Annotated in this window: 23 protein-coding genes; 12 read left to right on the forward strand and 11 right to left on the reverse strand. The window is 43.0% G+C overall.

The annotated features are described in order from the left end of the window. Positions 1 to 7 precede the first annotated feature (7 nt). On the reverse strand, positions 8 to 661 hold the full coding sequence (locus WAE59_RS13505) for an SCO family protein (RefSeq protein WP_337856495.1): 654 nt from the start codon (positions 659 to 661) through the stop codon (positions 8 to 10). 387 nt (positions 662 to 1,048) lie between these two features. Between WAE59_RS13505 and WAE59_RS13510 the strand changes: the two genes are divergently transcribed. From WAE59_RS13510 to WAE59_RS13550, 9 genes are all read left to right on the forward strand, one after another. Then, complete coding sequence (locus WAE59_RS13510; protein WP_337856496.1) at positions 1,049 to 2,056, forward strand: beta-ketoacyl-ACP synthase III; 1,008 nt, start codon at positions 1,049 to 1,051, stop codon at positions 2,054 to 2,056. Beyond that, complete coding sequence (locus tag WAE59_RS13515; protein WP_337856497.1) at positions 2,056 to 2,442, forward strand: acyl-CoA thioesterase; 387 nt, start codon at positions 2,056 to 2,058, stop codon at positions 2,440 to 2,442. Before WAE59_RS13510 ends, WAE59_RS13515 begins: the two co-directional genes overlap by 1 nt. A gap of 70 nt (positions 2,443 to 2,512) precedes the next feature. Next, positions 2,513 to 2,863: a hypothetical protein gene (locus WAE59_RS13520; protein ID WP_337856498.1), complete on the forward strand. Its 351-nt coding sequence runs from the start codon at positions 2,513 to 2,515 to the stop codon at positions 2,861 to 2,863. 110 nt (positions 2,864 to 2,973) lie between these two features. Continuing rightward, positions 2,974 to 5,280, forward strand: coding sequence for a TonB-dependent receptor domain-containing protein (locus tag WAE59_RS13525; RefSeq protein WP_337856499.1), 2,307 nt, complete (start codon positions 2,974 to 2,976; stop codon positions 5,278 to 5,280). Positions 5,281 to 5,285: 5 nt separating this feature from the next. Beyond that, positions 5,286 to 6,581, forward strand: coding sequence for an exo-alpha-sialidase (locus WAE59_RS13530; protein WP_337856500.1), 1,296 nt, complete (start codon positions 5,286 to 5,288; stop codon positions 6,579 to 6,581). A 19-nt stretch (positions 6,582 to 6,600) separates the two neighbouring features. After that, complete coding sequence (locus tag WAE59_RS13535) at positions 6,601 to 7,035, forward strand: hypothetical protein (protein WP_337856501.1); 435 nt, start codon at positions 6,601 to 6,603, stop codon at positions 7,033 to 7,035. Positions 7,036 to 7,124: 89 nt separating this feature from the next. After that, the gene (locus WAE59_RS13540; RefSeq protein WP_337856502.1) at positions 7,125 to 7,667 is read left to right on the forward strand and encodes an SCO family protein; all 543 of its coding nucleotides are present in this window, start codon (positions 7,125 to 7,127) and stop codon (positions 7,665 to 7,667) included. A 43-nt stretch (positions 7,668 to 7,710) separates the two neighbouring features. Next, the gene (locus WAE59_RS13545; RefSeq protein WP_337856503.1) at positions 7,711 to 10,635 is read left to right on the forward strand and encodes a DEAD/DEAH box helicase; all 2,925 of its coding nucleotides are present in this window, start codon (positions 7,711 to 7,713) and stop codon (positions 10,633 to 10,635) included. A gap of 38 nt (positions 10,636 to 10,673) precedes the next feature. Then, positions 10,674 to 11,738 (forward strand): DUF4185 domain-containing protein, encoded by a 1,065-nt coding sequence (locus WAE59_RS13550; protein WP_337856504.1) that lies wholly within the window; start codon positions 10,674 to 10,676, stop codon positions 11,736 to 11,738. On the opposite strand, the gene WAE59_RS13555 is transcribed toward WAE59_RS13550, so the two are convergent. Then, positions 11,712 to 13,496, reverse strand: coding sequence for a hypothetical protein (locus tag WAE59_RS13555; RefSeq protein ID WP_337856505.1), 1,785 nt, complete (start codon positions 13,494 to 13,496; stop codon positions 11,712 to 11,714). The genes WAE59_RS13550 and WAE59_RS13555 overlap by 27 nt on opposite strands. Positions 13,497 to 13,629: 133 nt before the next feature. On the opposite strand from WAE59_RS13555, the gene WAE59_RS13560 reads away from it, so the two are divergent. From WAE59_RS13560 to hemN, 3 genes are all read left to right on the forward strand, one after another. Continuing rightward, complete coding sequence (locus tag WAE59_RS13560) at positions 13,630 to 14,814, forward strand: PAS domain-containing sensor histidine kinase (RefSeq protein ID WP_337856506.1); 1,185 nt, start codon at positions 13,630 to 13,632, stop codon at positions 14,812 to 14,814. 157 nt (positions 14,815 to 14,971) lie between these two features. Then, positions 14,972 to 15,445 carry a lactate dehydrogenase gene (locus WAE59_RS13565; protein WP_337856507.1) on the forward strand — a complete coding sequence of 158 codons (474 nt, stop codon included), beginning with the start codon at positions 14,972 to 14,974 and terminating at the stop codon, positions 15,443 to 15,445. Next, the gene (gene hemN, locus WAE59_RS13570; RefSeq protein WP_337856508.1) at positions 15,435 to 16,799 is read left to right on the forward strand and encodes an oxygen-independent coproporphyrinogen III oxidase; all 1,365 of its coding nucleotides are present in this window, start codon (positions 15,435 to 15,437) and stop codon (positions 16,797 to 16,799) included. The genes WAE59_RS13565 and hemN overlap by 11 nt, the downstream gene beginning before the upstream one ends. Here hemN and WAE59_RS13575 read toward each other — a convergent pair. Genes WAE59_RS13575 through WAE59_RS13615 form a run of 9 tightly spaced genes read right to left on the reverse strand, consistent with a single transcriptional unit; the run spans position 16,783 to position 25,380 of the window. Then, on the reverse strand, positions 16,783 to 17,163 hold the full coding sequence (locus WAE59_RS13575) for a group III truncated hemoglobin (protein ID WP_337856509.1): 381 nt from the start codon (positions 17,161 to 17,163) through the stop codon (positions 16,783 to 16,785). The genes hemN and WAE59_RS13575 overlap by 17 nt on opposite strands. A gap of 24 nt (positions 17,164 to 17,187) precedes the next feature. Next, a complete protein-coding gene (locus WAE59_RS13580; protein WP_337856510.1) occupies positions 17,188 to 17,871 on the reverse strand; it encodes a sulfite exporter TauE/SafE family protein in 684 nt (227 codons plus the stop codon). After that, a complete protein-coding gene (locus WAE59_RS13585; protein WP_337856511.1) occupies positions 17,868 to 18,293 on the reverse strand; it encodes a FixH family protein in 426 nt (141 codons plus the stop codon). Before WAE59_RS13585 ends, WAE59_RS13580 begins: the two co-directional genes overlap by 4 nt. Before the next feature lie 4 nt (positions 18,294 to 18,297). Beyond that, positions 18,298 to 19,695, reverse strand: a complete 1,398-nt coding sequence (gene ccoG, locus WAE59_RS13590; RefSeq protein ID WP_337856512.1) for a cytochrome c oxidase accessory protein CcoG — start codon at positions 19,693 to 19,695, stop codon at positions 18,298 to 18,300. A gap of 1 nt (position 19,696) precedes the next feature. Then, entirely contained in the window at positions 19,697 to 20,482 is a 786-nt protein-coding gene (locus WAE59_RS13595) for a cbb3-type cytochrome c oxidase N-terminal domain-containing protein (protein WP_337856513.1), read from the reverse strand. After that, positions 20,479 to 20,646 (reverse strand): hypothetical protein, encoded by a 168-nt coding sequence (locus WAE59_RS13600; RefSeq protein ID WP_337856514.1) that lies wholly within the window; start codon positions 20,644 to 20,646, stop codon positions 20,479 to 20,481. Before WAE59_RS13600 ends, WAE59_RS13595 begins: the two co-directional genes overlap by 4 nt. 18 nt (positions 20,647 to 20,664) lie before the next feature. Further along, positions 20,665 to 22,776 (reverse strand): cytochrome-c oxidase, cbb3-type subunit I, encoded by a 2,112-nt coding sequence (ccoN, locus tag WAE59_RS13605; RefSeq protein ID WP_337856515.1) that lies wholly within the window; start codon positions 22,774 to 22,776, stop codon positions 20,665 to 20,667. 34 nt (positions 22,777 to 22,810) lie between these two features. Beyond that, positions 22,811 to 22,981: a cbb3-type cytochrome oxidase assembly protein CcoS gene (gene ccoS, locus WAE59_RS13610; RefSeq protein WP_337856516.1), complete on the reverse strand. Its 171-nt coding sequence runs from the start codon at positions 22,979 to 22,981 to the stop codon at positions 22,811 to 22,813. Further along, a complete protein-coding gene (locus tag WAE59_RS13615; RefSeq protein WP_337856517.1) occupies positions 22,978 to 25,380 on the reverse strand; it encodes a heavy metal translocating P-type ATPase in 2,403 nt (800 codons plus the stop codon). Before WAE59_RS13615 ends, ccoS begins: the two co-directional genes overlap by 4 nt. Between the last annotated feature and the right edge of the window lie 18 nt (positions 25,381 to 25,398).

A 25,398-nucleotide genomic window follows, 5' to 3' on the forward strand; every position in this document is an offset into this window, starting at 1 on the left:
TTGCTCTTTATTTTTTCTCTTCTGCGAGTAATGTACCCAAGTCTTTCTTGAGCTGGGCAACCTGGGCATTGTCTGTACCGTCGTAGGCACCACGGATGCGTCTGTGCTGGTCAATTAATACCAACCATCCCTGGTGGATGTAACCATCCTTCGCTGTGCTATCTTCTATTACTGCAACAAGGTAATCCTTTTCAGCTATCTTGTAAACACTGTCTTTACTTCCGTAAGCAAATTGCCATTTTGGTCCATCTACTCCAAGCTTCTGCGCATATTTCTTCAATCTCGATGGTGTGTCATACTTGAAGTCTATGGTATGTGAAAGGTACATGACATTTGGATTTTCTTTGTATTGCTCGAAGATTTCTTTCATATTTCGGTGCATAGTCGGACAAATAGTAGAGCAGGAAGTGAAAAAGAAATCTGCTATATAGATCTTGTTTTTGAATGTATCATTGGTGATGTAGGTGCTGTCCTGATTTAAAAAACGGAAGTTGGGTATGGTTTGATACACCGTATCTATCGTCGTACTGCCATCTGCGTTTTTCAACTCTTTTGCTTCTCTGTGTCCTAATATCGGTAGTTTTTGTTCATTTTGGCAAGCGGTAATTACAAGCGTAGTACATAGAAATAGCGAAAAAGAAAGAAGAGACCTGGATTTCATAGATATTGCGATTTAATTGCCTGCAAAGATAAAGGACTAAAAAAATAAAGTGTAATGTGATGGTAATAAAAAGTTGAATTGTTGATGTCAACTGTTCAAAATACCGTGGTTCAAATTTAACCGAAGGTTGTTGTTTTTGTTAGTTGTTTGATAATTAGATTGTTGTGTAGTGTTTTGAATACGGATGTTAATTCCAGACATGCTATTTTTGGTAAATAAGGATTCAAGTTTAATGACCTGGCATTTGGTAGAAAACAAAAAAGCTTTGATAGAAATGGCGGCTGCTGCAAAAGTACTGCGGGAATCTGTGGAAGAAGCTGTAACTTTGTAAAAAAAAGCCGGGCAGGGAAATACAGCTACCCGCTTTACAGAATTACATACACATAAATGAGAATAAGGAAAAATGCGGTGATTACCGCGGTTGGAGGTTATGTTCCAGATACGGTTTTGAGTAACCATGACCTTGAAAAAATGGTGGATACCAATAATGAGTGGATCGTTTCAAGAACGGGGATTAAAGAGAGGAGAATTGTAAATGACCCTAATGTTGCAACTTCTGATATGGCCACATTTGCTTTGAAACGGCTGATGGAAGATGGAAACGTAAATCCTGATGAAATTGACTGTGTGATTGTATCCACTTCTACACCCGATTATGTAATGGTGAGCACTGGTAGTATGGTCTGTGAAAAAGCGGGTTTGAAAAACGCATGGGGCATTGATACCAATGCTGCTTGTAGTGGCTTTCTATATGCGCTTACCCTGGGCGCCAGTATGATAGAAAGCGGACGCTGTAAGAAGGTAGTGGTTATTGGGGCAGATAAGAACAGTGCTATTGTAAACTACACTGACCGCAATACCTGTATTCTTTTCGGTGACGGTGCAGGTGCCGTACTTCTTGAACAAACAGAGGAGTCGGTAGGCTTGATGGATAGTTTCTTTCGTACAGATGGTACGGGTAAGGAAAATCTCATCGTAACAGCTGGTGGTTCTAAGTTTCCAGCTTCCCAGGCTACATTAGATGAAAAGCTGCATTATGTACGTCAGGATGGCCGTGTGGTATTCAAAGCAGCTATTCAGGGAATGACCGATACCTGTAATGAAGTACTGAAGTCCAATGACCTGGTCAGTTCGCAAATCAACTATCTGATTCCTCATCAGGCAAATCTGAGGATCATTCAATCGGTAGGGGAGTATCTGGGGCTTTCCGAGGATCAGGTTAAGGTTAACATCGATAGATACGGAAATACAACAGCAGCAACGATCCCGTTGTGCCTATGGGATTTTAAAGATGATTTTAAATATGGTGATAAGATGATCCTGACTGCTTTTGGTGCAGGTTTTTCCTGGGGTGCAACCTATTTGAAATGGGGTCAGTTGAGAAATAGAAAGTAATGACAATAGAGGACAAAATCAAGGCTGCTGAAACACGGATTTTTAAAGCAGTATTTCCAAATACCACCAACCACTACGATACTTTATTTGGAGGGACAGCCATGCACATGATGGATGAAGTGGCTTTTATCACAGCAACAAGATTCAGTCGTCAGCGTATGGTGACGGTCAGCAGTGACCGGATCGATTTCAATAAGCCGATCCCTGCTGGTACGATCGTAGAACTGGTAGGGTCAATCAGTCATATTGGTAACACCAGTATGAAGGTGCGCGTAGAAATATATGTGGAACAAATGTATTCTGAAGAACGGGAGAAGGCGGTAACCGGAGAGTTTTCTTTCGTTGCCATCGATGAACATAAAAAACCAGTTCCTATCATTAAATAAAACCTGCAATGCAGGTTTTTCAATCTGCTTTTTTATATCTTTGGGGCCGATGTTGATTAAACCCATTTCCATGTTGATCTTGTTCAGTTTGCTTGTCGCAAATTGTTCCAGTCTTTTGGTTTTTTTGGGTTTTGAGGCCAACCAGAAATACATCGCGAAGGAACTTTGTGAAAACAAAAATAAGCCGGAGTTGCATTGTAACGGGAAATGCTACCTGATGAAAAAGCTAAAGCAAGCCCAGGACAAGGAGCAAAAACAGGAACGTTCCTCACAAAAAACACAAATACAGGATGCACTGATTGTAAAGCCCCTGGTATTTAAGCAATTTGCTTTTGCGGAAATCAAGCTTCACATTCCTTTTTCTACAGGAATGCCGCAAAGTATCAAGAATTCTATATTTCATCCGCCACAGGAAAGCTGATCCTTCTCTGTGACGAAGTATGATGTACTAAAAAGTATATCTAGCATTGCTGATATACGGGAAGGCAAAACTTTATATAGCTATTCTTTAATATATTCTGACTTAATTTAATGAACCGATATAGATATTTAATTCTATCTCTGGTGCTATTGTGCTGCACATTGCAGGGCATGGCCCAGAGGCAGCCTGTAAAAGGGCATATATATGACTCTCAAACCCGACAGCCGCTGGCTGGTGTGGTCATCTCTGACCTTAATGAACACGAAATAACCCGGTCGGACATTAAAGGTTTTTTTCAAGTGCCAGGAGATGAAGTAAAGGAACAACTCATGGCTGCTTTGGCCGGATATAAAAAACAAATAATTAGAGTGCAGGCTGCTGAGATAGTGCTTAATGTACAGATGGAAGCCGATGCCGTACGCCTGAATGAAGTCAGGATAGCCGGCTACAATGAGAATAAGACCAGTAAAGAAACTGCTGGTTCTGTTGGTTTGATTACTGCACGGGACCTCAATCGTGGAAGCGCTGTTTCCTTTCAGTCGGCCTTGAACGCAATTCCGGGTGTACGCATGGATCAAAGTACACTTTCTGAGGCACGCATTTCTATTCGGGGCAACGGTGTGCGTGCAGCTTTCGGAATCCGAAATATTAAAATTTATGTAAACGAGATTCCGGTGACTGAAGCAGACGGAACGACCCGTATCGAGGCATTGGATGTAAACAGTATAGGGAGAGCTGAAGTCATAAAAGGTCCGGCGTCCAGTATTTATGGCGCAGGAACCGGAGGTGTGATCAACTTTCAGATGCAGCGTTCGCCCTATCAGGAGCAGAGTCTTGAAGCATCTGCTCTATTTGGCTCTTATGGTCTTCATCGTCTTGCTACTACCTATCGGAGTGGGGGGGATCAAATGAACAGTTATGTTTCTTACGGGTGGCAGGAATATGATGGCTACCGTGAACACAGCAAAGATATGCGCAGGTTTCTGACTGGCAATTTTCAGTTCTTTCCGAGTGATAAGCGTATTGTTACGTTGTTGCTCAACAAAACGACCCAATATTCGCAGATTCCGGGATCTCTGACGCAGGATCAGGTAAATGCCAATCCAAGACAGGCCAATGCCAGTAATCTGGACAAAGCCGCAGGAAGGTATCAGACCTGGACAAGGATCGGGATAGGTCAGCAATATCGTTTCAATGAACAATTTTCTAATACCACTAGTGTTTTTACCTATTTTTATGATTTGAACCATCCGCTTCCCTATGCCTATATCCGCAATTTTTACCAAAGCTATGGGGGCCGTACCAGGTTTAGTTATGATCCTGGATTTGATCTGCTTCCTACCCGTTTTACTGTAGGAGCCGAATTCAATGAGGGGCTGACCAAGGGAGCTCAATATGTAAACAACCAAGGAAAGGAAGGGGCGCTGAATGCTAATACGGATTATCGCAATACCTTGTATTCGGTATTTTATCAATCAGAAACTACATTGAGCCAAAAAACAACGCTAACCCTGGGTTTAAGCTATAACAGCTTGCGCTATAATGTAAAAGATTATCTGAAGCCGGTACAGACTGGAATTAAAGAGTTTGACCCGCAGGCGAGCCCGCGAATCGCAATCAGCCATAACTTTGCTGAAGCACTTAGTCTGCATGCGAGTGTGAGCTCAGGTTTTTCGCCGCCCTCTAGTTCTGAAGTTAAAAATGTAGATGGTTCGATCAACCCGGTATTGCAGGCAGAAAAAGGATGGAATTACGAATTGAATGCAAAAGGAAATCTGCTTAAATCGAGATTTGCCTATGATTTTTCCCTGTTTAAACTTGATATGGAAGGTGAACTGATTGCGCAGTCAGTTCAGCAGGGAATTACGATCTACAACAATGCTGGTAAAACGAGTCACGACGGGGTAGAACTCGCCCTTTCTTATCAGTTCATAAAAGAAGAAGATCGCAGCTGGATCATAAATCTGCGTCCTTTCGCATCGGCTACCTATTCAGATTTCAAATTCAAAGATTACCAGACACTAAACGCACAAGGGGAGGTGACTGCCAATTACAATGGCAATCGACTAACGGGGATTGCACCCTGGATGATCAATGCAGGAGTCGATATAGAAACAAGAAATGGCATTTATCTATACGGGAATTACTTCTACAGTGATCGCCTACCCTTGAATGATGCAAATTCCGCTTTCAATGAGGCTTACCAGGTATTCAATGCAAAGATTGGATATAAGAGGCAATTCATAAGTTGCTTCGAAATCAATGTCTACGCAGGTTTGGACAATATCACAAATGAAAAATACAGTTCTATTGTTTCTTTAAATGCTGCTGGATTCGGCGGGGCGCAACCTGCGTATTATAGCCCTTCACCAAAAAGAAACAGCTATGCTGGAGTAAACTTGAAATACTTATTCTAACGAAGATGAAAAAGATTATTTATGTAATGGGCATTGCACTGTTTTTATTCGGGGCTTGCCAAAATGGGCAGGAAGAAATTCCCCAGCTGATCAATAAAGCCGGGACGAAAGCTGTAGGTCCGTATTTTAGTGCTGACAATCAGGGTAATCCAGTTTTATGCTGGACAGAGCAGAACACCGAGGATTCCCTATACCGACTAAAATATGCGGTGTATGATGCGCATAAATCGGCCTTCGGGCCGTCGGTGACTGTTGCGACTTCTGCCGGTTGCAGTATCGCATCGGAGAGTATGGGAAAGGTTGCGTTTAAGTCGGACGGCACCGTAGTTGCGGTATTTTCAAAACGCTTTCCCAATCAACCGAATCCCTATGCTGGCGCTATTTATTATAGCGTGTCTACGGACAAAGGGAAAAACTGGTCGGCTGCGACCTATTTGCATTCAGACACGACGCATGCTTATGGACGTAGTTTTTTTGATGTGGCAGTATTGAAAGATGGCGAACTGGCTGCGATCTGGCTCGACGGTCGTTTTGGGAAGCACATCAAGGGCTCGGCGCTGTTCTTTGCCCGGACGGAAAAAAGTACTGGATTCGGTCAGGATACCTGTCTGGAGAAAGGAACCTGTGAATGTTGCCGTACCGATATATTGACAGATACTGCTGGAAATATCCATCTGGCTTATCGTGACATTATGTTTCCCTCTGCACTTTCTGAGAAGCAGGTTAGAGATATGGTGTACAAAGTCTCTACCGACCAGGGTAGAACCTTTAGCCCGGCAATGCCGATTAGTAAAGACAATTGGGAGATTGAAGGTTGTCCACATTCCGGTCCTTCTCTTACGGCAGTGGGAAATACGCTTCATGCCTTATGGTTTACTGCAGGCGGTGGAGCTGGATTATATTATTGCGCTACAAAAGCTGGCTCAGGAAAGTTCTCAAACCGCAGTCTGATCAGCGCTGAAGGGAGGCACCCGCAGATGGTCTCTCTTAAAAACGGACGATTGGCAATGGTTTTTGAAGAAACAACAACTTCAGAAACACCAAATTCGCAACATGAAATGAAAATGGAACATTCCAAAGGGAGCATGAAAATGAGCCATGGTCCCGCCAGTTCGGCTAAGATCGTATTGGCTTTGAGGGATGCTAAGGGCGAGCAGCAACTGAGTGCGCTGAGTGCCGGAGATTTTGCCGACAACCATGCAGTACTCCAGGAGGCAAGTGGGCAATTGCTGGTAGCCTGGGTTAGGGAAACACATGGAGGATCCAATATTTACTGTTTACCGGTAAAATTGAAACAATAAATTTTTAAATAAAATATCAATGAAAAAATTAATAGGAATTTGGTTAGTGGCGATTGTATTAGTAGCATGCCAGGCCAGCGTAGATTATAAAAAAGTGAGGGACGAGGTAATGAGTTTTCATGATGAGGTGATGGGTGACCATGGAATTATCGTGAATAATCAGATGAAACTGGATACCTTGATGAATGGATTGGGCGAACTAAAAACACGCTTCCCTGAACTCGATACCATCAAAGAGAGGAAACAGATGGTAATGCTAAAGGAAAACCTGAATAGGGCAGAAGAAGATATGAATGATTGGATGCACCAGTTTGAGCCGGATGTAAGTGGCAAATCTAATGAAGAGGCAGTAGCATATTTCAAGAAAGAAAAGTTGAGAATTGCAGCAATCGACAGCACCTACAAAGCCGAGATTAAACGCTCCAGTGCTTACCTCAATCAATTTAAGCGATGATAAAGTGGAACCTCAGCGTGTGCGCTTTTCTAGTTATCCTGTCCGTATTTGGTTGTAAGCAAGAACATACACGCCTTCCATTTTTACAAATGGAAGAAGTAGAAAAAGTAGTAAAAGGACGTAAAATAAAAGATACGCTCTTTAGGAGAATCCCTTCCTTTAAACTGCTAAACCAGGATAGTGTGGCAGTTACAGAAAAGGATTTTGAAGGAAAAATTTATGTAGCTGATTTTTTCTTCACTTCATGCCCGACCATCTGTCCTACCATGCACCGGAACTTGTTTAAGGTGTACCAGAAATATAAAAATAATCCAATGGTGAAGTTTGCTTCCCATACCATAGATGTTAAATACGATGTACCTTCCCGAATGAAGGCCTATGCGAAAAAATTGGGCGTGGAGGGTACTCAGTGGGAATACCTATGGGGAACGCGGGATGAGATCTACGCATTGGCAGAACGGAATTACCTCGTTGCCGCACAGGAAGATAAAAATGCTCCTGGAGGCTTTGTGCACCAAGGTTATCTGGTGCTGGTGGATCAGCAAAGGCGAATCCGGGGTGCCTACGATGGGACATTGGATGATGAAGTCAAGAAGCTGATGACAGACATGGATATTTTGTTGAAAGAATGACATTGCCTTCTCTTATCTTTATGGCCAAGTATTTAAAGAGGAGATGAACGAAAAAGAAGACTACAAGCTCGAGCATGTCGATTTCAGCCGGTTAAAACCGATACTGAAAGCAGATAAAAGTAGCTTGCTACCTTCCAACCCTAAAAATAAGAAAACGGTGCTGATCTTTACCCAGCACCGTTTTTATCGCCATTTGATGCTGGAACTCGCCGATGCAGAGTTGACACAGACCGGAAAACTTAAAAACCCAATCCAACTGCTTGACCCTATGGATCTGATTTGGAAAACCGACAAGCAGGAAGAACTAAAGTTCTATAGTGGCGTTTCAAAGTTCCGGAACAATTATATTGTTGGGAAAACCAGCTCAGATCTGGAGGGGCTGAAGGCGATAGTAAAAAATCCGCTGCAGCTGGAGGTTTATACCCACGACGATCAAATTTCCAGCAATATTTCAGCCTCGTCACTAACTCCAATAAAGATTCAGGTGCTCAAAATGGATTTGACACTGACCGTAAGCCAGAGAGGAGAGCTCTTTGAGCTGTCTGGAAAGCTTCATCTGGAAGATAGCACTTTTTCGCTTGCTGAAATCAAGCTTAAGTATTTCTATTTCATACAAGTAAAGCAAAACTTATACTTGCTGGATAATCCATATCTGCTCAGCATCATAGATTTTTTCAAACACCATAACGACATGATCGTCGTACATCGTACAGAATACGAGGAATTCCAGGAGCATATCCTTTCCAGGCTTGAGGACAAGATCAAAATCAACTACACTTATTTGAAACCAGCCTCTAAAAAGCAGATTGAGGAAAAGGGCTTTGATTTGGAAAATGAAAAGATTATTTATCTTTCAGAATCTGAAGATTTTGTGCTGATCACTCCCGTTATGAGGTATGCAGATCTGGAAATTCCGGTGATTTCCAAGAAGCAGATCAGGTCTAAAGATAAGCTCGGTAAGGGATTTACACTTAGGCGTGATGATGAAAGGGAACTTCAGTTCATTTCAGATATCGCCCGGGCCCACCCTTTCTTCTATGAGCAAATGGAAGAATTCGAAGAGCAAATGCATGCCGATTGTTTTTACCTGCACCGAAAACGCTTTATCGATGATGGCTGGTTTCTGGATGCCTTTGAACAATGGCGTGCCAAGGGAATTGCCATACTTGGATTCAATGAACTGAAAAATAATACCATCAGTCCTTATAAAGCGGAAATTTCCATAGTAGTTAATAGCGGGATCGACTGGTTTGAAACTGCAATAAAAGTAAAATTCAACAAGCAGACAGTTGCACTTAAACACCTGCACAAATCTATCCGTAACAAGAGCAAATTTGTGCAATTGGATGATGGCACTCAGGGGATGTTGCCGGATGAATGGGTCACTAAATTCACCGCTTACTTCGCCGCAGGGGAAGTGTTAGAAGAGCAAATCCGTACAGCACACATCAGTTACCAGGCCATAGATGAATTGTACGAAGATGAGGTGTTAAGCCAGGCTGCGAGGGATCAATTGAAAATTTACCGATCCCAACTTAACACTTTCGAATCTATTACAGATATTGAAAATCCTGATGGCCTTCATGCGGAACTACGGCCTTACCAGAAAGAAGGTCTGAACTGGCTCAATTTTCTGGACGACTTTAATTTTGGCGCATGTCTTGCCGACGATATGGGTTTGGGAAAGACCATACAAATAATTGCTTTTATCTTGTCTCAGCGTAAAAAGGTAGCTCATAATACCAACCTGATTGTCGTACCAGCTTCATTAATCTTCAATTGGCAGAGGGAACTGAAAAAATTTGCGCCTTCAATTCAGGTAAAGACTATATATGGGGCTGACCGTGCGAAGGTAGTAGCGGATTTTGACCGCTACGAGGTGATACTCACTTCTTATGGTACCCTGCTGGCTGATATCCGATTTCTGAAGGATTATCGCTTCAATTATATTTTCCTGGATGAATCACAGACAATTAAAAATCCGGATTCTCAGCGTTACAAAGCCGTACGGTTGCTGAGATCAAGGAATAAAGTTGTACTTACCGGTACACCGATCGAGAACAACACTTTTGATCTGTACGGGCAATTGTCTTTTGCCTGTCCCGGTCTTTTAGGAAGCCGTCAGCACTTTAAAGAACTGTATTCTGTTCCTATTGATCAGTTCAAGGATGCAAAGCGTGCCAAAGAACTTCAGCAAAGGATCAATCCTTTTGTGCTGAGACGAACTAAGGAACAGGTGGCGAAAGAACTTCCGGATAAAACAGAAATGGTAATCTATTGTGAGATGGGGGCTCAGCAGCGTGAAATTTACGACGCAGCAAGGGAAGAGATCAGAGATTTTTTAATGGGGAACTCGGAAGACGAGCTTCAAAAAAGCAGTATGCATGTTTTACAGGGAATTACAAAATTGAGGCAGATCTGTAATTCACCTGCACTACTTAATAAAGATAAATTCTACGGAGAGGCATCGGCAAAAATGGATGTGCTGATAGAACAGATTGAACATAAGGCTCCTGAACATAAAATCCTGATATTTTCTCAGTTTGTGGGTATGCTTGATCTGATCAGAACAGAACTGGAGAACAGAAAAATTGCCCATGCCTATTTAACCGGGCAAACCCGTAACCGCGAAGAAGTGGTAAATTCCTTCCAGCAGAATCCAGACCTGAAAGTGTTTTTGATCAGTTTGAAAGCCGGTGGAATAGGATTGAACCTGACCCAGGCTGACTATGTTTATCTGGTAGATCCATGGTGGAACCCGGCTGTAGAAAATCAGGCGATTGACCGTGCTTACCGGATTGGTCAACAAAAAAATGTAGTTGCGGTGCGTTTGATCTGTCCTGATACCATAGAAGAGAAAATCATGACTATGCAGGAATCAAAGAAGAATATAGCCTCTGAGCTGATCAAAACGGAAGAATCAATATTTAAAACGCTCAGTAGAAAAGATCTGCTGTCATTACTTTAACGTTGTTCGGGATGGGTAAGTATAAATTTTTTGGACTTATGGCAATCATCTGCTCTGCTTGTTCTTCCGGGCGGGCGCTCCTTGATCCCCAGGAAAAGATCGACGTTAGCCCCTATGGGATTGTGCGCATCGCGAGAGTAACCGGACGGACACTGCCAGGAGAAACCTTACCTAATCCGAATCAGACAGATGAACGTTACGATGTGGGTGGTACAGATCTGGGGATTGCCTGGCAGATGGAAGATGGAAAAATAGCTTTGGTGTTTGGCGATACTTATGGAAAAGATTGGAAGCCTTCCGGAGCGGGTGGTCCTGGAGCTGCCGGAAACTGGCGGTCCAATGTACTGGCTATTTCTAAAGATTGCAATTTGGAAGATGGTTTAAGCTTCAGCCATATGGTCAGCAAAGAATTGATACCCTCTGCTCATGTTACGAATGGTACAGGTAGTCATACTGCCATTCCTACTGCAGCGGTTAACATTGATGGGGTAGATTACGTTCACTGTATGGATGTCAGGAAATGGGCTGAACCAGGGAGTTGGCTGACTAATTATTCTGCAATATATCAATCTGTGGATCATGGTGAAAACTGGACGAGATGCGCGGGTGTTCATTTTACCGAATTCAGCAACTTTGCGCAGGTAGCCTATGCTAAAATGGGGGGGTATGTGTACATGACTGGGACTGCATCTGGTCGGAGGGGGGCGGTGTATCTGGCCCGTTTCAAATCTGCTGACATTCTACATCAGGAACGTTACGAATATTGGAATAAGGCAGCGGGCTGGCAAATCAATAGAGAAGACCAGGCTGATCCCATTATTTCAGCACCTGCAGGTGAGCTTTCAATGGTCTATTACAGAAAATATAAACGTTGGTTCATTACCTATCTCAATGAAGACAAACATGAGTTGGTGCTCCGGACAGCCCGACGCCTTAACGGTGTTTGGAGCTCTGAACATTGTCTCGCCAGCGCTGCCGATTACCCGGGGCTTTATGGCGCTTTCATCTATCCTGGCTATGAAGATACGGATGAGATTTTCTTTTTGATGTCCATGTGGCAACCCTATAATGTGTTTTTAATGAAGGCCAGGCTGAAGCAATAATTCCTGTTCAGCTTTTTTCAGTTGGCTATACATTTCATATACGGAGAACCCCATATATCTACTGAGTTCAGGCAGCAACTTTTTATAATAGCTTATGCCATCTAGGAGCTGTGCTTTGAACTTGCGATAGTAATTGAAGCGCTTAACATTGATGCCATCCAATTCGATGGCAATTTCCTTTTTCAGATAATCAAGATATAGGTTCAGTTCGTTGATGAAGAAATTGGGCCGACTCACGTGTTTGAGGAGGTTTTGTCGACCATAAATATGATCTGTCATCTCCCTTAATGTGTATTCTCCCGAGAAGTAAGCCAGATTTGGACCAGGACAAATACTTACTGCATCATTTTCACGGGCCTTTATCATTCCGTTCCGGATATAGGCAGATGCACATAAACCTTCACAAAGACAGGTTTTGTCGGTAACTGTTTGCAGAGCCAGTTCATAATTTGATTTTGACAGGTTCATTTGCTGCAGGGATTTGATTTTCAGATTCTGGTATTCTCTGGATGCAGTACAAATGGGATGTGATGTAAACTCTGTATTGGTACAGAGGTACTTTTTCTTACAGGGGCTGCCTGGTGTACCTTTTTTTATTCGCTCCAGGCGTTGTAATTCGGCACTGCTGCCCTTGAAATTATTGAAAAGTACACCTAGAGGAGATGAATTGCTCAGGTAAAAATCATCTTGTTTGGCGCTCCTGAGTGCATTCATTGTTTTGTCATCAACGTTCGTTGCTTCTGGTACCAGAAGAAAAGGGCTGCCCCATCCTGCAGCATCCAATTGATAGTAATTTAGCAGGAAATCGTGTTCGGCCGCAGTGCCAATACCGCCCTGCGCTGTGATCTTCTGCGTAGGGATGTAAGAAGGAGAAAGCCCTTTATTATGCAATGCGGTATGGTAAATATTTGATAGCTCCTCTCGTAATGCATTACGCTGGGACTTGAATTCTTCCAGTATTGGACCTAAAAGGAAGCCATCTGTAGCAAAGGCATGCCCCCCGCAGTTCAAACCAGATTCCACACGGAATTCTGATACCCATAAGCCCTTTTTTGCCAGTATTTTTGCCTGGATCATGGCTGATCTGAAATCGCTTACTTTAAGTATGATGTGTTTATTGCATACACCTGATGCATCAGGATAGAAACAATCCAGTTGTTCCATATAACTGTAGAGCTTAGGATTCAGTCCGGCAGATAAAACCACAGAAGAATTGAGTTCACTGTTGGCAAATCCCCGGATTGCTGCAAGCGCATCCGTATAATGATCGCCAAGATATTCCCCGGATTTGGAGTAATTTGCCTTGTCGACCTTAGCCATAATGTTGACATCGATGCTACCGGGCAGTATTTTATTTTTGAGGATTTGAAGTGCTTCGGATCGGTGTTTCTCGTCCTTTATGGTCTGCATTTCCAGAAAATCATTTTTCAGTTGATGGTCATCCGGCAACAGTTTGAAATAAGTGATGAAATCCGGATTATTTTCAAAGCTGTCCTTTAGACCGGCAAGTTGCTTATTGACCAATTTCTGAAGCAAATTGAGGTAAGCTGTAATCCTTTTTGCCCTGCTGTCTGGTGTGTATTTCTCGATTGGTACATATACTTCCCCGTTGAGTTGGGTATGGAATTTTCTCATCTGCTCTGTGAGTTCATCATCCACAATGGAAACAACGGAAGAAATACCGAAGCGCGCAATTTTTAAAGGTGTGTCTATGGAGTATCCCAATCCGAGGACAGGAATATGAAAGGTATGGCTCATGTAGATTAGTTCAATTATGTAGTGAGCAAAGAAGCGGAACAATCTCCTTAGAAAATATGATGCGAATCAGGTGAATAGCTGATGCTCGTAATAAATGGATAATCGATAAATTGTATATTTGTGAAAACTACTTATGGAGCATACCCGGTTACTACAGGCAATTATTGAAACTGCTATTGATGGAATTATCACGATTGATAACCGGGGAAATATAGAGAGTCTAAATCCTGCCGCACTCAAACTTTTCGGATATGAAATAGACGAAGTTAAAGGAAGAAACATCAAACTTCTGATGCCTGAACCAGATAAAAGCAGTCATGACGGTTACATTCACAGGTATCAAACGACCGGGGAAAAACGCATCATAGGTAAGGGCAGGGAAGTTAGGGGGCTGAAAAAGGATGGTACAACCTTCCCCTTTCGTTTGGCAGTAAGTGAGGTGCAATATGAGGACCGCGTAATTTACACTGGATTTATCCATGACCTGTCTAAAGAGAAAGAAGCGGAGGAAAGGCTTAGAGAGTACGCTGCTGAGCTGGAAGGATTGGTAGAGGAAAGAACAAAGTCATTGAAGAAAACGGTAAAAGCGCTTAGCGAGGCGAAAGAGGAAGTCAGCCTGTCCCTGGAAAAAGAAAAGGAACTAAACCAGTTAAAGAGCCGTTTTGTTTCCATGGCTTCTCATGAATTCAGGACGCCATTGAGTTCTGTGCAGTTGTCTGCCTCTTTGATTGAAAAGTATGCCCATCCCTTTGAGAATGAGAATATCACTAAACATGTGGGAAAGATCAAAAATGCAGTGGGTAACCTCACCACCATCCTCAATGACTTTCTATCCCTGGAACGTCTGGAAGCAGGGAAGGTCGAACCCAGTTGCAAGCCTTTCAATATCGTTCAGCTTTCGGAAGAAGTAACGGAGGAGATGCAGCTGATGGCAAAGCAAAATCAGAATATCATCTACCAGCATACCGGGCTGGAAAGCACCGTGAACCTGGATCAGAACCTGCTCCGGAACTGTATGATTAACCTTATTTCCAATTCTATCAAATACTCAGGTGAGAATACTTTTATAGAGTTCAATACAGAAGTTAATGATCATGAATGCATTGTTACTGTAAAAGATAATGGGATTGGTATTCCGGAATCTGATCAGAAGCATCTTTTTCAACCCTTTTTCAGGGCAAATAACATCGGTAATATCCCGGGCACCGGATTGGGACTAAACATCGTACGCAGGTATGCTTCGTTGATGGATGGCATACTGTATTTTGAGAGTACAATTAATAAGGAAACTACCTTTAGGCTATCTTTTAAACGTTAGAAGTAAAGCTATCTTTAAAACTGACAAACATCACTTTTCTATCTGACCACTCTCATTCCACAACTGTTCCAGCTACGCTATTTTTGAATCAATTCGGCAGTATTCATGGAGTTTCATGAATCGATGCCTGAGAAATAGAAAAGCTAAAAAGAAACAGATGAAAGCAGTAGCCTACAGTATCAAATCGTTTGAAAAGGAACCGCTGGCGAAGGCCAACCAGAAGAAACACGAAATTACGCTTATTTCCAATGCCTTGAGTATTGAGACGGCTGTATATGCGTCAGGGAAAGAAGCTGTGATCGTGTTTGAGGCAGATGAAGTGTCTGCTGCAGTGATCAATAAACTGGCCGAGCTCGGCATCCGCTATATTGCTACCCGTTCCGCTACTGCTGAACATATTGATCAGGATGTAGCGGCCGTATATGGAATCCGCATCGCCAGTGTACCACAGGAAATGCTGAACGGATTGCAGGAAGACTTATTGCCCATGACGCTTGCAGTAGAGACGATCAAGAATCTGGACAAATGGCAGGAGGGAAGATGTCTCGGCATGGCCTGTGTATGTTCGAGATCCTGCGACAAAGTGAAAGAAAATAGTACCGTACCTAATGCCGTCAAACATGAACACTGAGCACCTGATCGATAAATACAGCGTAGCTGCACCACGATACACCAGTTATCCAACCGTTCCTTACTGGGACCAAGATACTTTTGATGGATTTAAATGGAAAAAAACTGTTCAAAAAACCTTTAAAGCAAGTAATGGGAAAGATGGCATTAGCCTTTATATCCATCTACCTTTCTGTGAGAGCCTCTGTACTTATTGTGGTTGCAATACGCGCATCACCAAAAATCATGGCGTAGAATTACCCTATATTGAAGCGGTACTTATGGAGTGGGAAATGTATTGCAGGCTTTTTTCACAAAGGCCATTGATTAGAGAGATCCATCTTGGCGGCGGTACACCTACGTTTTTTAGTGCCAGGAACCTAAAAACACTAATTGATGGAATATTTTTGCTCGCTGACAAACATGAACAGGCCGAATTTAGTTTTGAAGGCCATCCTTCAAATACGAGCAGGTTGCACCTCAAAAGCCTTTTCGGACTGGGTTTCAAAAGATTGAGTTTGGGGATTCAGGATTTTGACTTAAAGGTACAGCGGGCTATAAACCGTATCCAAAGCGTAGAAGAAGTTGCGCTTATTACAGAATTAGCCAGATCGGTTGGCTATACATCTATTAATTATGACCTCATTTATGGCTTGCCCATGCAGCATATGGAGGGGCTTAGAAACACCGTTATGGAAGTGCTAAAGTTGAGACCAGACCGTATCGCTTTTTATAGTTACGCGCATGTGCCCTGGGTGAAAAAAGGACAGCGCCATTTCAGCGAAGCTGATCTTCCTGGTCCGGATGAAAAGCAAAAACTGTACGAGCTGGGAAGGAAACTACTCAGAGAAGCAGGTTATACGGAGATAGGGATGGATCATTTTACCCTCCAAACGGACAGTTTATCTCAGGCTGAGAAGGAAGGTACCCTGCACCGGAATTTTATGGGGTATACGCATCAATACAGCAAGCTGATGATAGGTTTGGGTGTTTCAGCGATTAGTGACACCTGGAACGCATTCGCTCAAAATGTAAAAGTAGTAGAGGAGTATCTCCATATGGTAGGCAAGGGCCAATTGCCAGTTGTAAAAGGTCACCTTCTTCATGAAGAAGATCTGGTGATCCGTAAGCACATCATCAATATCATGTGTCAGGGACAAACTACATGGCGGATGCCGGGCGAACGCAATAATTCCTTTTTTGAAGGATTGGAGCGTATGCGCTGGCTGGCCCAGGATGGTCTGGTGATTCTTTCAGAGGAGAAATTGACTGTTACCTTACTTGGAAAGCGTTTCCTTAGAAATATCTGTATGGCATTAGATGCCAGATTACATCATAGCCAGCCTGAAAACCAATTGTTTAGCGTGGCTGGTTAAACTGTTCCATTTTATACTGCATCAAGCGGGCGATACCCTCTGCCCGGTTGATGGCTTGTTGGGCATTGAATCCGGCAAATTTGCTTTTAACCGTTTCGCGCCATATACGCAGCCATCGTTCGAAATGCTCCGGCTTCAGTGGAATGGTCTTATTCATCTCGATGTGCTTGAGCATTGGATTACCTTTGTAAGTCACTACGTCCAGAAGAAGCGTTTCCCAGAAACGGATCATTATTGGGATGTGCTGATCCAATGAGAATTGTGCAGCATGAAAGAGAGGGGCTATCAGCTCGTCATTTAGGGCTTTGTTGTAGAATGTTTCTACAAGGTATCGGATATCTGTTGTATTTTTTATATCTGTCATCTGATCGGATTTTCAGTTTATTATTTATTTACATATGGTTGTTGTTCCGCTATTCCCCGGACTAAGATAAGGGATGTCTAATGACAATCCTCTTAATATAAACCAGAGGCCCAGACAAAGCATCATAAAGGGTATAAATTTGTTTATTCTTCTCCTGAAGCCCCGCCCTGTAAAATTCATGCTCAAGGTAGCGATGAGCATTAGAGGTATGGTTCCACTGCCAAACCAGAACATATAAGAAACCGCAGTTTCCACACTGCCCGTATTTAGTGCGCCGACCAAGGCAAGGTAGACGAAACCGCAAGGGAGAAATCCATTTACTATACCTATAATCAGGTGGTTGGCTTTATGCTTCAATGCGTAACTCAACATTCTGTTGAAAGGCTTCAGTAAAAATGAAGGACTTTTGCCAAAATTAGAATTCTTGAAGAGGCGGGAGCATGCTGCTGCGATAATCAGGAGGCCACTAAAAATACTGAAGCCATGTTGCAGCCCGCTTAACCAAATTTGTTGACCTACAAGACCTATTACAATACCTAGTAGACAGTACGAGATGATGCGGCCGAGTTGATAAATAAGTTTGTCGAAAATCAAGTTCCACCAACCTGGTTTTAATGTTGGTACAGAAAAGGCAAGAGGGCCGCACATGCCGATACAATGTAAACTACCCAAGAGGCCGATCATGAAAGCCAATTTATCTGTACTCATTTCAGATGGATCTCCTGTTCATAAATGTAATCTCTGCCTCCGCTTGTCCAATGAACAATGAGGTTCCAGCGACCTGTAGTGAGCAGTCCAGTTGGGATACTTACCTGATGATCCTCATTGCTTTCAAATTTGATATTTCTATCCAGCTTCTTGTCGTCCAAGCGCATCAACTTTAAATTACCAATAGCTGAAGAAGTAAAGGTTAAATGAAGCTCATCTCCGTTGATCTCAAGAAGAGGTTTGGCCAGGTCAGTTTTTACCCGTTCTTTACTGTCGTATTCATCATTGTAATGGATGCCTTTTTCATAATAGTCGTTATCAACCAACGCATCTGTATTGCTCCTGAACATTAATATGCCCAAAGCCACTATAAATGTCATGAACAAGGCCATGCCTATAATTAATTTTGTTCCCCAGTTCATATTTTTAAAGATTAGGTGGTGCTATGAATGTCGTTTTGAAATAATCCAGTGTTTTACCTTCAGAAACCACGTGGAAGCTGATTGAACTTTTGTAGGTCTTGATTCTCCTTTGTGGCATCACAACAAAAAAAGTAAGTTTAGCGGTTCCACCGTAAACAATAGAGTCCTGAGGTTGGATGTATTGGATCTCTGCATCAGGGTCGTCCGGGATGATAGTGAACCGGATGGATTTACTTGTTTTATTGATTAATTCCGCATTGTATAAATTGCTGACAGTTTTGTTTTTATCCCTCAATTGGTAAAGCGTTCCGCCTGCCCGAAGGATGGTAGTTTTAATGTCGTTACGTGTAATGAGTAAGTAGGATAATACAATGATAAGTAATGTCAATACTCCAGAATAAGCATATATTCGTCTATTTAGCTTAAAGCCTGTTTTATCCCTGATCTCTTCTTCTGATTTGAAGCCAATCAATCTGCTTGGACGGTTGATTTTTTCCATTACCATGTCACAGGCGTCTATACATGCGGTACAATTGACACATTCCATTTGCGTGCCATTGCGGATGTCTATGCCAGTTGGACATACGTCGACGCAGAGCTTACAGTCAATGCAGTCTCCCTTGATGTTCTCAGCACCTGTTATCCTTTTTGAACGCGGTTCGCCACGTTCATAGTCGTAAGCTACTATGATACTTTGGTTGTCGAGGAGAACACCCTGCAGTCGTCCATAAGGACAAACCACGGTGCATACCAGTTCCCTCATGCGTGAAAACACGAGGTAAAATACTAATGTGAAAATGCTGATCGAAATGAAACCGGATAAATGCTGGGTTAAAGGCTCTGTAATGATCCGGATGAGTTCGGTTGACCCAATGACATAAGCCAGAAATATATTGGCAATACCAAAAGATATTATCAGATACAGGGCATGTTTCGTTGTTTTTTTTAAGACTTTATCGATGCTTAGCGGAGCCTCATCCAGTTTCCTACGTTTCAGTTGATCGCCTTCTATCCAAATCTCGATTTTTCGGAAAACCATTTCCATGAAAATGGTTTGCGGACATGCCCAGCCGCAAAATGCACGGCCAAATACTACGGTGAAAAGTACAATAAATACAATGAAGGTCAGGAGCGCGAGTACAAACAAGTAGAAATCCTGTGGCCAGAAAATGATCCCGAAAGCAACAAATTTCCTTTCCAAAACATTGAGCAAAATCAGCTGTTCACCATTCAATTTGATGAAAGGAGCGGTGAACAGCAAGATGAGGAAGAAATAGCTGATCCGGCTTCTGTAAGCATGCAATTTTCCTTTGACGACTCGGGGGTAAAGCCATTTGCGACTTTTCCCATCCTCAGTAAGTGTAGAGAGCTGCGTTCTGAAATCTGCCGGACTTTGTGACATGCTAAAGTTTTGTACCCTGCGGTGCTTTTGCACCAGCGGGATGGGTTCCCTGTATCGATAATATGTAACTGGCGATCTGTGAGATCTGCTTGGCATTCATGGTTTTCTCCCATGATATCATACCTTTTTCAGGTACACCATATTTGATGGTCTTGAATATATCCTTAATTGTTCCTCCATGAAGCCAAAATTCATCAGTTAGGTTTGGCCCAACCAGCCCTTGCCCATTTTCACCATGGCATGCAGCACAAGCATTTTTAAATAATGCTCCGCCTGCACTCAGGACAGCAGGATCTGTAGATTGTTCTACGTTATTTTCGTTAATTTTATTGGCTTTATTACCGGGTTTCATCAGTAATGCGATCTTATCCTCTTCGGCCTGCCTCAGTTCATCGGCATACTCCTGTTCCTGCAATTTGCCCCAGTCCATCACATGATAACTGAACATGTATACTGCCGCGAAGATCATGGTTCCGTAAAAAAGGACCATAAACCAGGCTGGAGTGGGATTATCAAGTTCAGTGATACCGTCAAACTCATGCTCCATAACCAGATCTTTTTCCTCCGAGATAGGTCTTAAGCCCATAATCCGGTTCCAGAGCGAAATTTTGTTAGCTTTCTCCTCGCCCTGTTGCTCCAGGGAATGTATGTTGATTACTTTGGGGTCAACAATGTTGGATCCAAGGCTGTGCTGCACAAATATTTTGATCACTTTTAATACCAGTACTGAAACAACCAGGACGAGTATGGCAGTGAATAACAATGCCCAAATTAGTAGGTCAGTCATTTCGTTTCGTCATTTAAGGGTAGTTCACTCATGTATTTTACTTCATCTTTCTTCATTGTAAGTAGCAGGATAGCCACCATGATGAAGAACAGCATAAATATTCCCAGGGAGGTGATGAGGTAAATCTGATTGCCGCTTACCTGATCTAAAAATTGCTTAAACATGTTCTGTTGATTTATGTGTTATTTAGCTTTGATGTCTGTTCCTAATCTCTGGAGATAAGCGATGATGGCAATGATCTCCTTGTCACTTCCTACCTTTACATTATTCTTATCCAGATCCGTCGCAATTGCCTTTGCCTGTTTATCCAGATCTTTATTGGCCTCATGCTCATAACCCGGCTGGTAAGGTACACCTAGGGTCCGCATCGCATTGATCTTCGCTATTGTCGTTGTCGTGTCCAGTTGTTGACTGATGAGCCATTCGTATGGAGGCATAATGCTGCCCGGCGACATGGTCTGAGGATCCAATAAGTGATTGAAATGCCATACATTTCCATATTTGCCTCCTTCGCGTGCCAGGTCAGGACCGGTACGTTTGGAGCCCCAAAGGAATGGATGATCATATACGAATTCGCCGGCTTTACTATATTCTCCATATCGCTCTGTTTCTGAACGAAATGGACGGATCATTTGAGAGTGACAGTTCACACACCCTTCGCGGATGTAGAGGTCGCGGCCCTGTAGTTCCAGTGGAGAATAAGGTTTTACACTCGCAATGGTTGGAATGTTAGATTTGATGGTGAATGTTGGCATCATCTCAATCATTCCACCGATCAGGATAACGACCAGGGAAAGCACAAGGAATACCATAGGCTTACGTTCCAGTACCCTGTGTAGTTTTTTATCAGATCCCTGTGCTTTATAATCTATGGCGAGGGCCTGACCTTCGGCGGGCTCATTTGCCAGCAGTTTACCAGTTTTAACTGTTTTTATTAAATTGAAGGTCATTGCAATTACACCAGTGAGATATAACGCACCGCCAATTGCCCTGAGGATGTACATTGGAATGATCTGCAATACAGTCTCCAGGAAGTTTGGATATTTTAGCATTCCTTCTTCCGTGAATTCTTTCCACATCAAGCCTTGGGTAAAGCCAGCGAAATATAAAGGAACTGCATAGAAAATGATGCCCAATGTGCCAATCCAAAAATGGAAGGCCGCTAGTTTTTTAGACCATAGTTCTGTGCGATATATTCTTGGGATTAACCAATACAGGATTCCAAAAGTAAGAAAGCCGTTCCAACCCAATGCACCGACATGGACGTGAGCCACAATCCAATCAGTATAGTGTGCGATGGCGTTGATCTGCTTCAATGCCAGCATAGGGCCTTCAAAAGTAGCCATGCCATAGGCGGTAAGGCCCACAACCATAAATTTAAGTGTCGCATCTTCCCTGACTTTGTCCCAGGCTCCCCTAAGGGTGAGCAGTCCATTAATCATTCCACCCCAGCTTGGTGCAATTAGCATGATGGAAAATGCAACCCCAAGCGATTGTGCCCATCCTGGAAGTGACGTATAGAGCAGATGGTGGGGGCCAGCCCAGATGTAAATGAAAATAAGTGACCAAAAGTGAAGAATGCTGAGTTTGTAAGAATAAACCGGGCGTCCTGCCATTTTTGGAAGGAAGTAATACATCATCCCCAGATACGGTGTTGTGAGAAAAAATGCGACGGCATTATGCCCATACCACCATTGTACCAGTGCGTCTTGTACCCCGGCATATAAATAATAACTTTTAAATGCAGAGATCGGAAGTTGAAAAGAATTTACAACATGTAGCACGGCTACTGTGACGAAGGTAGCGATGTAAAACCAAATGGCTACATACATATGCTGTTCTCTTCTCTTGATGATCGTACCAAACATGTTTACACCAAATACCACCCAGATCAACGTAATGGCGATGTCTATAGGCCATTCTAATTCGGCATATTCATGGGAAGAAGATAGCCCCAGTGGAAGCGTAATCACGGCAGAAACGATAATGAGCTGCCAACCCCAGAAATGAATTTTGCTGAGTATGTCACTAAACATCCTTGCCTTGAGCAGTCGCTGTAGTGAATAGTAAACCCCCATGAAAATGGCGTTGCCGACAAATGCAAAGATAACCGCATTGGTATGCAATGGCCTGATCCGGCCGAAAGTGGTATATTGAGAACCCATGTTTAATGCGGGCTTGATCAGCTGCATCGCGACCAGTAGGCCAACCGTCATGCCGATGATGCCCCAGACGATGGTAGCGATGGCAAAGTTCCTGACGATCTTATTGTCGTAGTAAAATTTTTCAGTCATGGTAAAAAATATTTGTGGTGTAATGTTGTGTGCTTTATTTTGCGTTGGTTTTTTCTGCCTCAGCTGGCTCTTCATCGAAAAGTATCCGAACGGAAGGAGTATAGGTATCGTCATGCTGACCTGTTTTGCTGGCCCAGAAAAAGGCAGCTAAAAATACCAGTGCCAGTAGGATACTGCAGCCGATGAGAAGATAGATCATATTCATAATAATTTGTTTTTGTGTGCGTATATCCTGGTGGCAATACTGGTGAACAAGATGATTGTAACCGTGCTTAAAGGCATCAGTACTGCTGCGATGAGTGGAGAAAGCAAGCCCTGAACAGCGAAATAGAGTCCAACTGCATTATAGGTTAATGAAATGATAAAGCTCATGTGTATAACTGTCACAGCATCTTTAGCTTGTTGTAAAAAGAGGGGCAGTTTCTGGAACGCTGCACCGTCAAGAATGGCATCGCAGTCAGGTGAGAAATTATTAATATTATCGGTGACTGCTACCCCTACGTTACTTTGTCTTAACGCACCGGCATCATTGAGTCCATCGCCAAGCATCATGATTTTTCTGCCTGCTGCCTGAAGTCTCATGACATAATTGAGTTTGTCATGAGGACTTTGCTGGAAATGCATCTGTTGTGTACGGGGGAAGAATGGTACCAATGCCTGTCTGTCCTGACTGTGGTCTCCAGACAACAGATGTAGGTCTGAGGTTTTACCGAGTTTGAGGATCAGGTCTTTAAAGCCTGATCTCCATTGCTGACTGAACGAGAAATGACCAAGATAAGTTCCGTTGATCATTACATGTACCACGCTATTCATAGGAGAGTTCACCAGCGGGAGGCCAATGAAAGCGGAACTTCCCAATTTCACTTCATGACCATTGACTCTTCCACTGATTCCTCGTCCTGTTTTTTCTGCGTAACTATCCGTAGGATATATCTTTTTCAGATTAATTAGTTTCACCAATTCCCGGCTTAGGGGATGTCCTGAGTTACAGGCAAGGTCATGTACCATTTGGTATTGAGCATCATTAATGGTTCCAATAAAGCGAATGCTTTCTATATCGGGATTGGTAATGGTGCCTGTTTTGTCGAAGACAAAGGTGTTGATGCGGGCCAGTTCTTCTACCACCGCTGTGCTCTTTAAATAGAATTTATTCTTATCGAATATACTCAGCACAGCGGCAAGGGTAAAAGGAGAGCTTAAGGCCAGTGCGCAAGGGCATGCAATGATCAATACCGCGGTAAATGAGGCCACTGCTTTGCCGCCGTCATTTTGCGTACTCCACCAAAAGAGACCGGAACCAAAGGCTATACTAAGGAGTAGGATGCTAAAATATTTGCTTGCTGTATCGCTGAAAGTATTGATTTTGCCTTTTTTTGTAAAAAAGGCCTCATTATTCCAGAGACTGGTCAGGTAGCTTTGGGAAACTGGTTTTATGACTTCCAGTTCAATGGCTCCTGCTAGCTGGCGGCCCCCGGCATAGACAATTTCACCCAATGTTTTCCTGACTGGAAGGGATTCGCCAGTCACAAAACTGAAGTCGACCTCAGCTTCCCCTTTGAGCAAGATCGCATCCGCAGGAATAATCTCATTATTGCGGATTAGAATGCGTTGGCCTTGAACGAGCTCTGCTAGGGGAACTGTTTTTGTTTTGTCCTCGAGTACCACCGTTACTGCTACCGGAAAATAGGAACGGTAATCCCGTTCAAAGGAAAGGTGGTGGTAGGTACGTTGCTGCATCCACTTGCCTACCAAAAGGAAAAATACAAGCCCGCATAAAGTATCTGCGAAACCTGCCCCTGTATCGGCTATCACCTCAGTTAACGTGCGTATGAACATCACGGCTATTCCTAATGCAAGCGGGAAATCCAGGTTGAGCACCTTGTTTTTGAGGTTTTTGTAAGCGGAACTAAAATAGTCCCTTCCACTATAGAACACCACTGGTATAGAAAATGCGATATTTAACCAACCAAAGAACATGCGGAACTCGGATTCCAATTTGGATAATCCAAAATAGTCGGGAAAGCTAAGCAGCATCACATTTCCAAAGCAAAAGCCGGCAACCGCTATTTTACCTACAAGCTTCCTTTCAGAACGGTCGGATTGTTGTTTTTTTACGACATCCTGAAGACTGATCAGGGGCTCGTAGCCTACCGAAGCCAGTATTTCAACGACATGACGCAGGGACAGTTCTTTGTTTTTGAAACTGAGGTTAACTGTTTTTTTAAGGAAATCTATCCTCGAATTGCGTATGGCTGGATTGATGCGATGAAGATTTTCTAGTAACCATATGCAGGAACTGCAATGGATCGCTGGGATGTATAAGGTGACTACGGTATTGTTTTCATCTATATAATCAACCAGGTCAGCCACGATAGTTGGCTCATCCAGGTAATCGAAATACCCAACAGGCTGTTTCTGTGTCTGTCCAGGCACCTCATTATAGTCGTAATAGTTACATAGGTTGTTTTCCGACAAGATTTTGTAAACCCCCTGACAGCCCAGGCAGCAGAAACTTTTGTCTTCCAGGTGATAGGGGAGTTGTGGTAGGGTATCCCCACAATGGTAGCACAAGGTTTTGTTGTCAATGGTTTTTTCTACTAACATGGTCAAATCAATTGGCTC

Source organism: Pedobacter sp. GR22-6, from assembly GCF_037402555.1.
In the GTDB taxonomy this organism is placed as follows: domain Bacteria; phylum Bacteroidota; class Bacteroidia; order Sphingobacteriales; family Sphingobacteriaceae; genus Pedobacter.

What these genes read in the sequence shown, in the direction of transcription:
- WAE59_RS13505 (WP_337856495.1), bottom strand. Translation starts at nt 661, where the DNA reads ATGAAATCCAGGTCTCTTCTTTCTTTTTCGCTATTTCTATGTACTACG.
- WAE59_RS13510 (WP_337856496.1), top strand. Translation starts at nt 1,049, where the DNA reads ATGAGAATAAGGAAAAATGCGGTGATTACCGCGGTTGGAGGTTATGTT.
- WAE59_RS13515 (WP_337856497.1), top strand. Translation starts at nt 2,056, where the DNA reads ATGACAATAGAGGACAAAATCAAGGCTGCTGAAACACGGATTTTTAAA.
- WAE59_RS13520 (WP_337856498.1), top strand. Translation starts at nt 2,513, where the DNA reads ATGTTGATCTTGTTCAGTTTGCTTGTCGCAAATTGTTCCAGTCTTTTG.
- WAE59_RS13525 (WP_337856499.1), top strand. Translation starts at nt 2,974, where the DNA reads ATGAACCGATATAGATATTTAATTCTATCTCTGGTGCTATTGTGCTGC.
- WAE59_RS13530 (WP_337856500.1), top strand. Translation starts at nt 5,286, where the DNA reads ATGAAAAAGATTATTTATGTAATGGGCATTGCACTGTTTTTATTCGGG.
- WAE59_RS13535 (WP_337856501.1), top strand. Translation starts at nt 6,601, where the DNA reads ATGAAAAAATTAATAGGAATTTGGTTAGTGGCGATTGTATTAGTAGCA.
- WAE59_RS13540 (WP_337856502.1), top strand. Translation starts at nt 7,125, where the DNA reads ATGGAAGAAGTAGAAAAAGTAGTAAAAGGACGTAAAATAAAAGATACG.
- WAE59_RS13545 (WP_337856503.1), top strand. Translation starts at nt 7,711, where the DNA reads ATGAACGAAAAAGAAGACTACAAGCTCGAGCATGTCGATTTCAGCCGG.
- WAE59_RS13550 (WP_337856504.1), top strand. Translation starts at nt 10,674, where the DNA reads ATGGCAATCATCTGCTCTGCTTGTTCTTCCGGGCGGGCGCTCCTTGAT.
- WAE59_RS13555 (WP_337856505.1), bottom strand. Translation starts at nt 13,496, where the DNA reads ATGAGCCATACCTTTCATATTCCTGTCCTCGGATTGGGATACTCCATA.
- WAE59_RS13560 (WP_337856506.1), top strand. Translation starts at nt 13,630, where the DNA reads ATGGAGCATACCCGGTTACTACAGGCAATTATTGAAACTGCTATTGAT.
- WAE59_RS13565 (WP_337856507.1), top strand. Translation starts at nt 14,972, where the DNA reads ATGAAAGCAGTAGCCTACAGTATCAAATCGTTTGAAAAGGAACCGCTG.
- hemN (WP_337856508.1), top strand. Translation starts at nt 15,435, where the DNA reads ATGAACACTGAGCACCTGATCGATAAATACAGCGTAGCTGCACCACGA.
- WAE59_RS13575 (WP_337856509.1), bottom strand. Translation starts at nt 17,163, where the DNA reads ATGACAGATATAAAAAATACAACAGATATCCGATACCTTGTAGAAACA.
- WAE59_RS13580 (WP_337856510.1), bottom strand. Translation starts at nt 17,871, where the DNA reads ATGAGTACAGATAAATTGGCTTTCATGATCGGCCTCTTGGGTAGTTTA.
- WAE59_RS13585 (WP_337856511.1), bottom strand. Translation starts at nt 18,293, where the DNA reads ATGAACTGGGGAACAAAATTAATTATAGGCATGGCCTTGTTCATGACA.
- ccoG (WP_337856512.1), bottom strand. Translation starts at nt 19,695, where the DNA reads ATGTCACAAAGTCCGGCAGATTTCAGAACGCAGCTCTCTACACTTACT.
- WAE59_RS13595 (WP_337856513.1), bottom strand. Translation starts at nt 20,482, where the DNA reads ATGACTGACCTACTAATTTGGGCATTGTTATTCACTGCCATACTCGTC.
- WAE59_RS13600 (WP_337856514.1), bottom strand. Translation starts at nt 20,646, where the DNA reads ATGTTTAAGCAATTTTTAGATCAGGTAAGCGGCAATCAGATTTACCTC.
- ccoN (WP_337856515.1), bottom strand. Translation starts at nt 22,776, where the DNA reads ATGACTGAAAAATTTTACTACGACAATAAGATCGTCAGGAACTTTGCC.
- ccoS (WP_337856516.1), bottom strand. Translation starts at nt 22,981, where the DNA reads ATGAATATGATCTATCTTCTCATCGGCTGCAGTATCCTACTGGCACTG.
- WAE59_RS13615 (WP_337856517.1), bottom strand. Translation starts at nt 25,380, where the DNA reads ATGTTAGTAGAAAAAACCATTGACAACAAAACCTTGTGCTACCATTGT.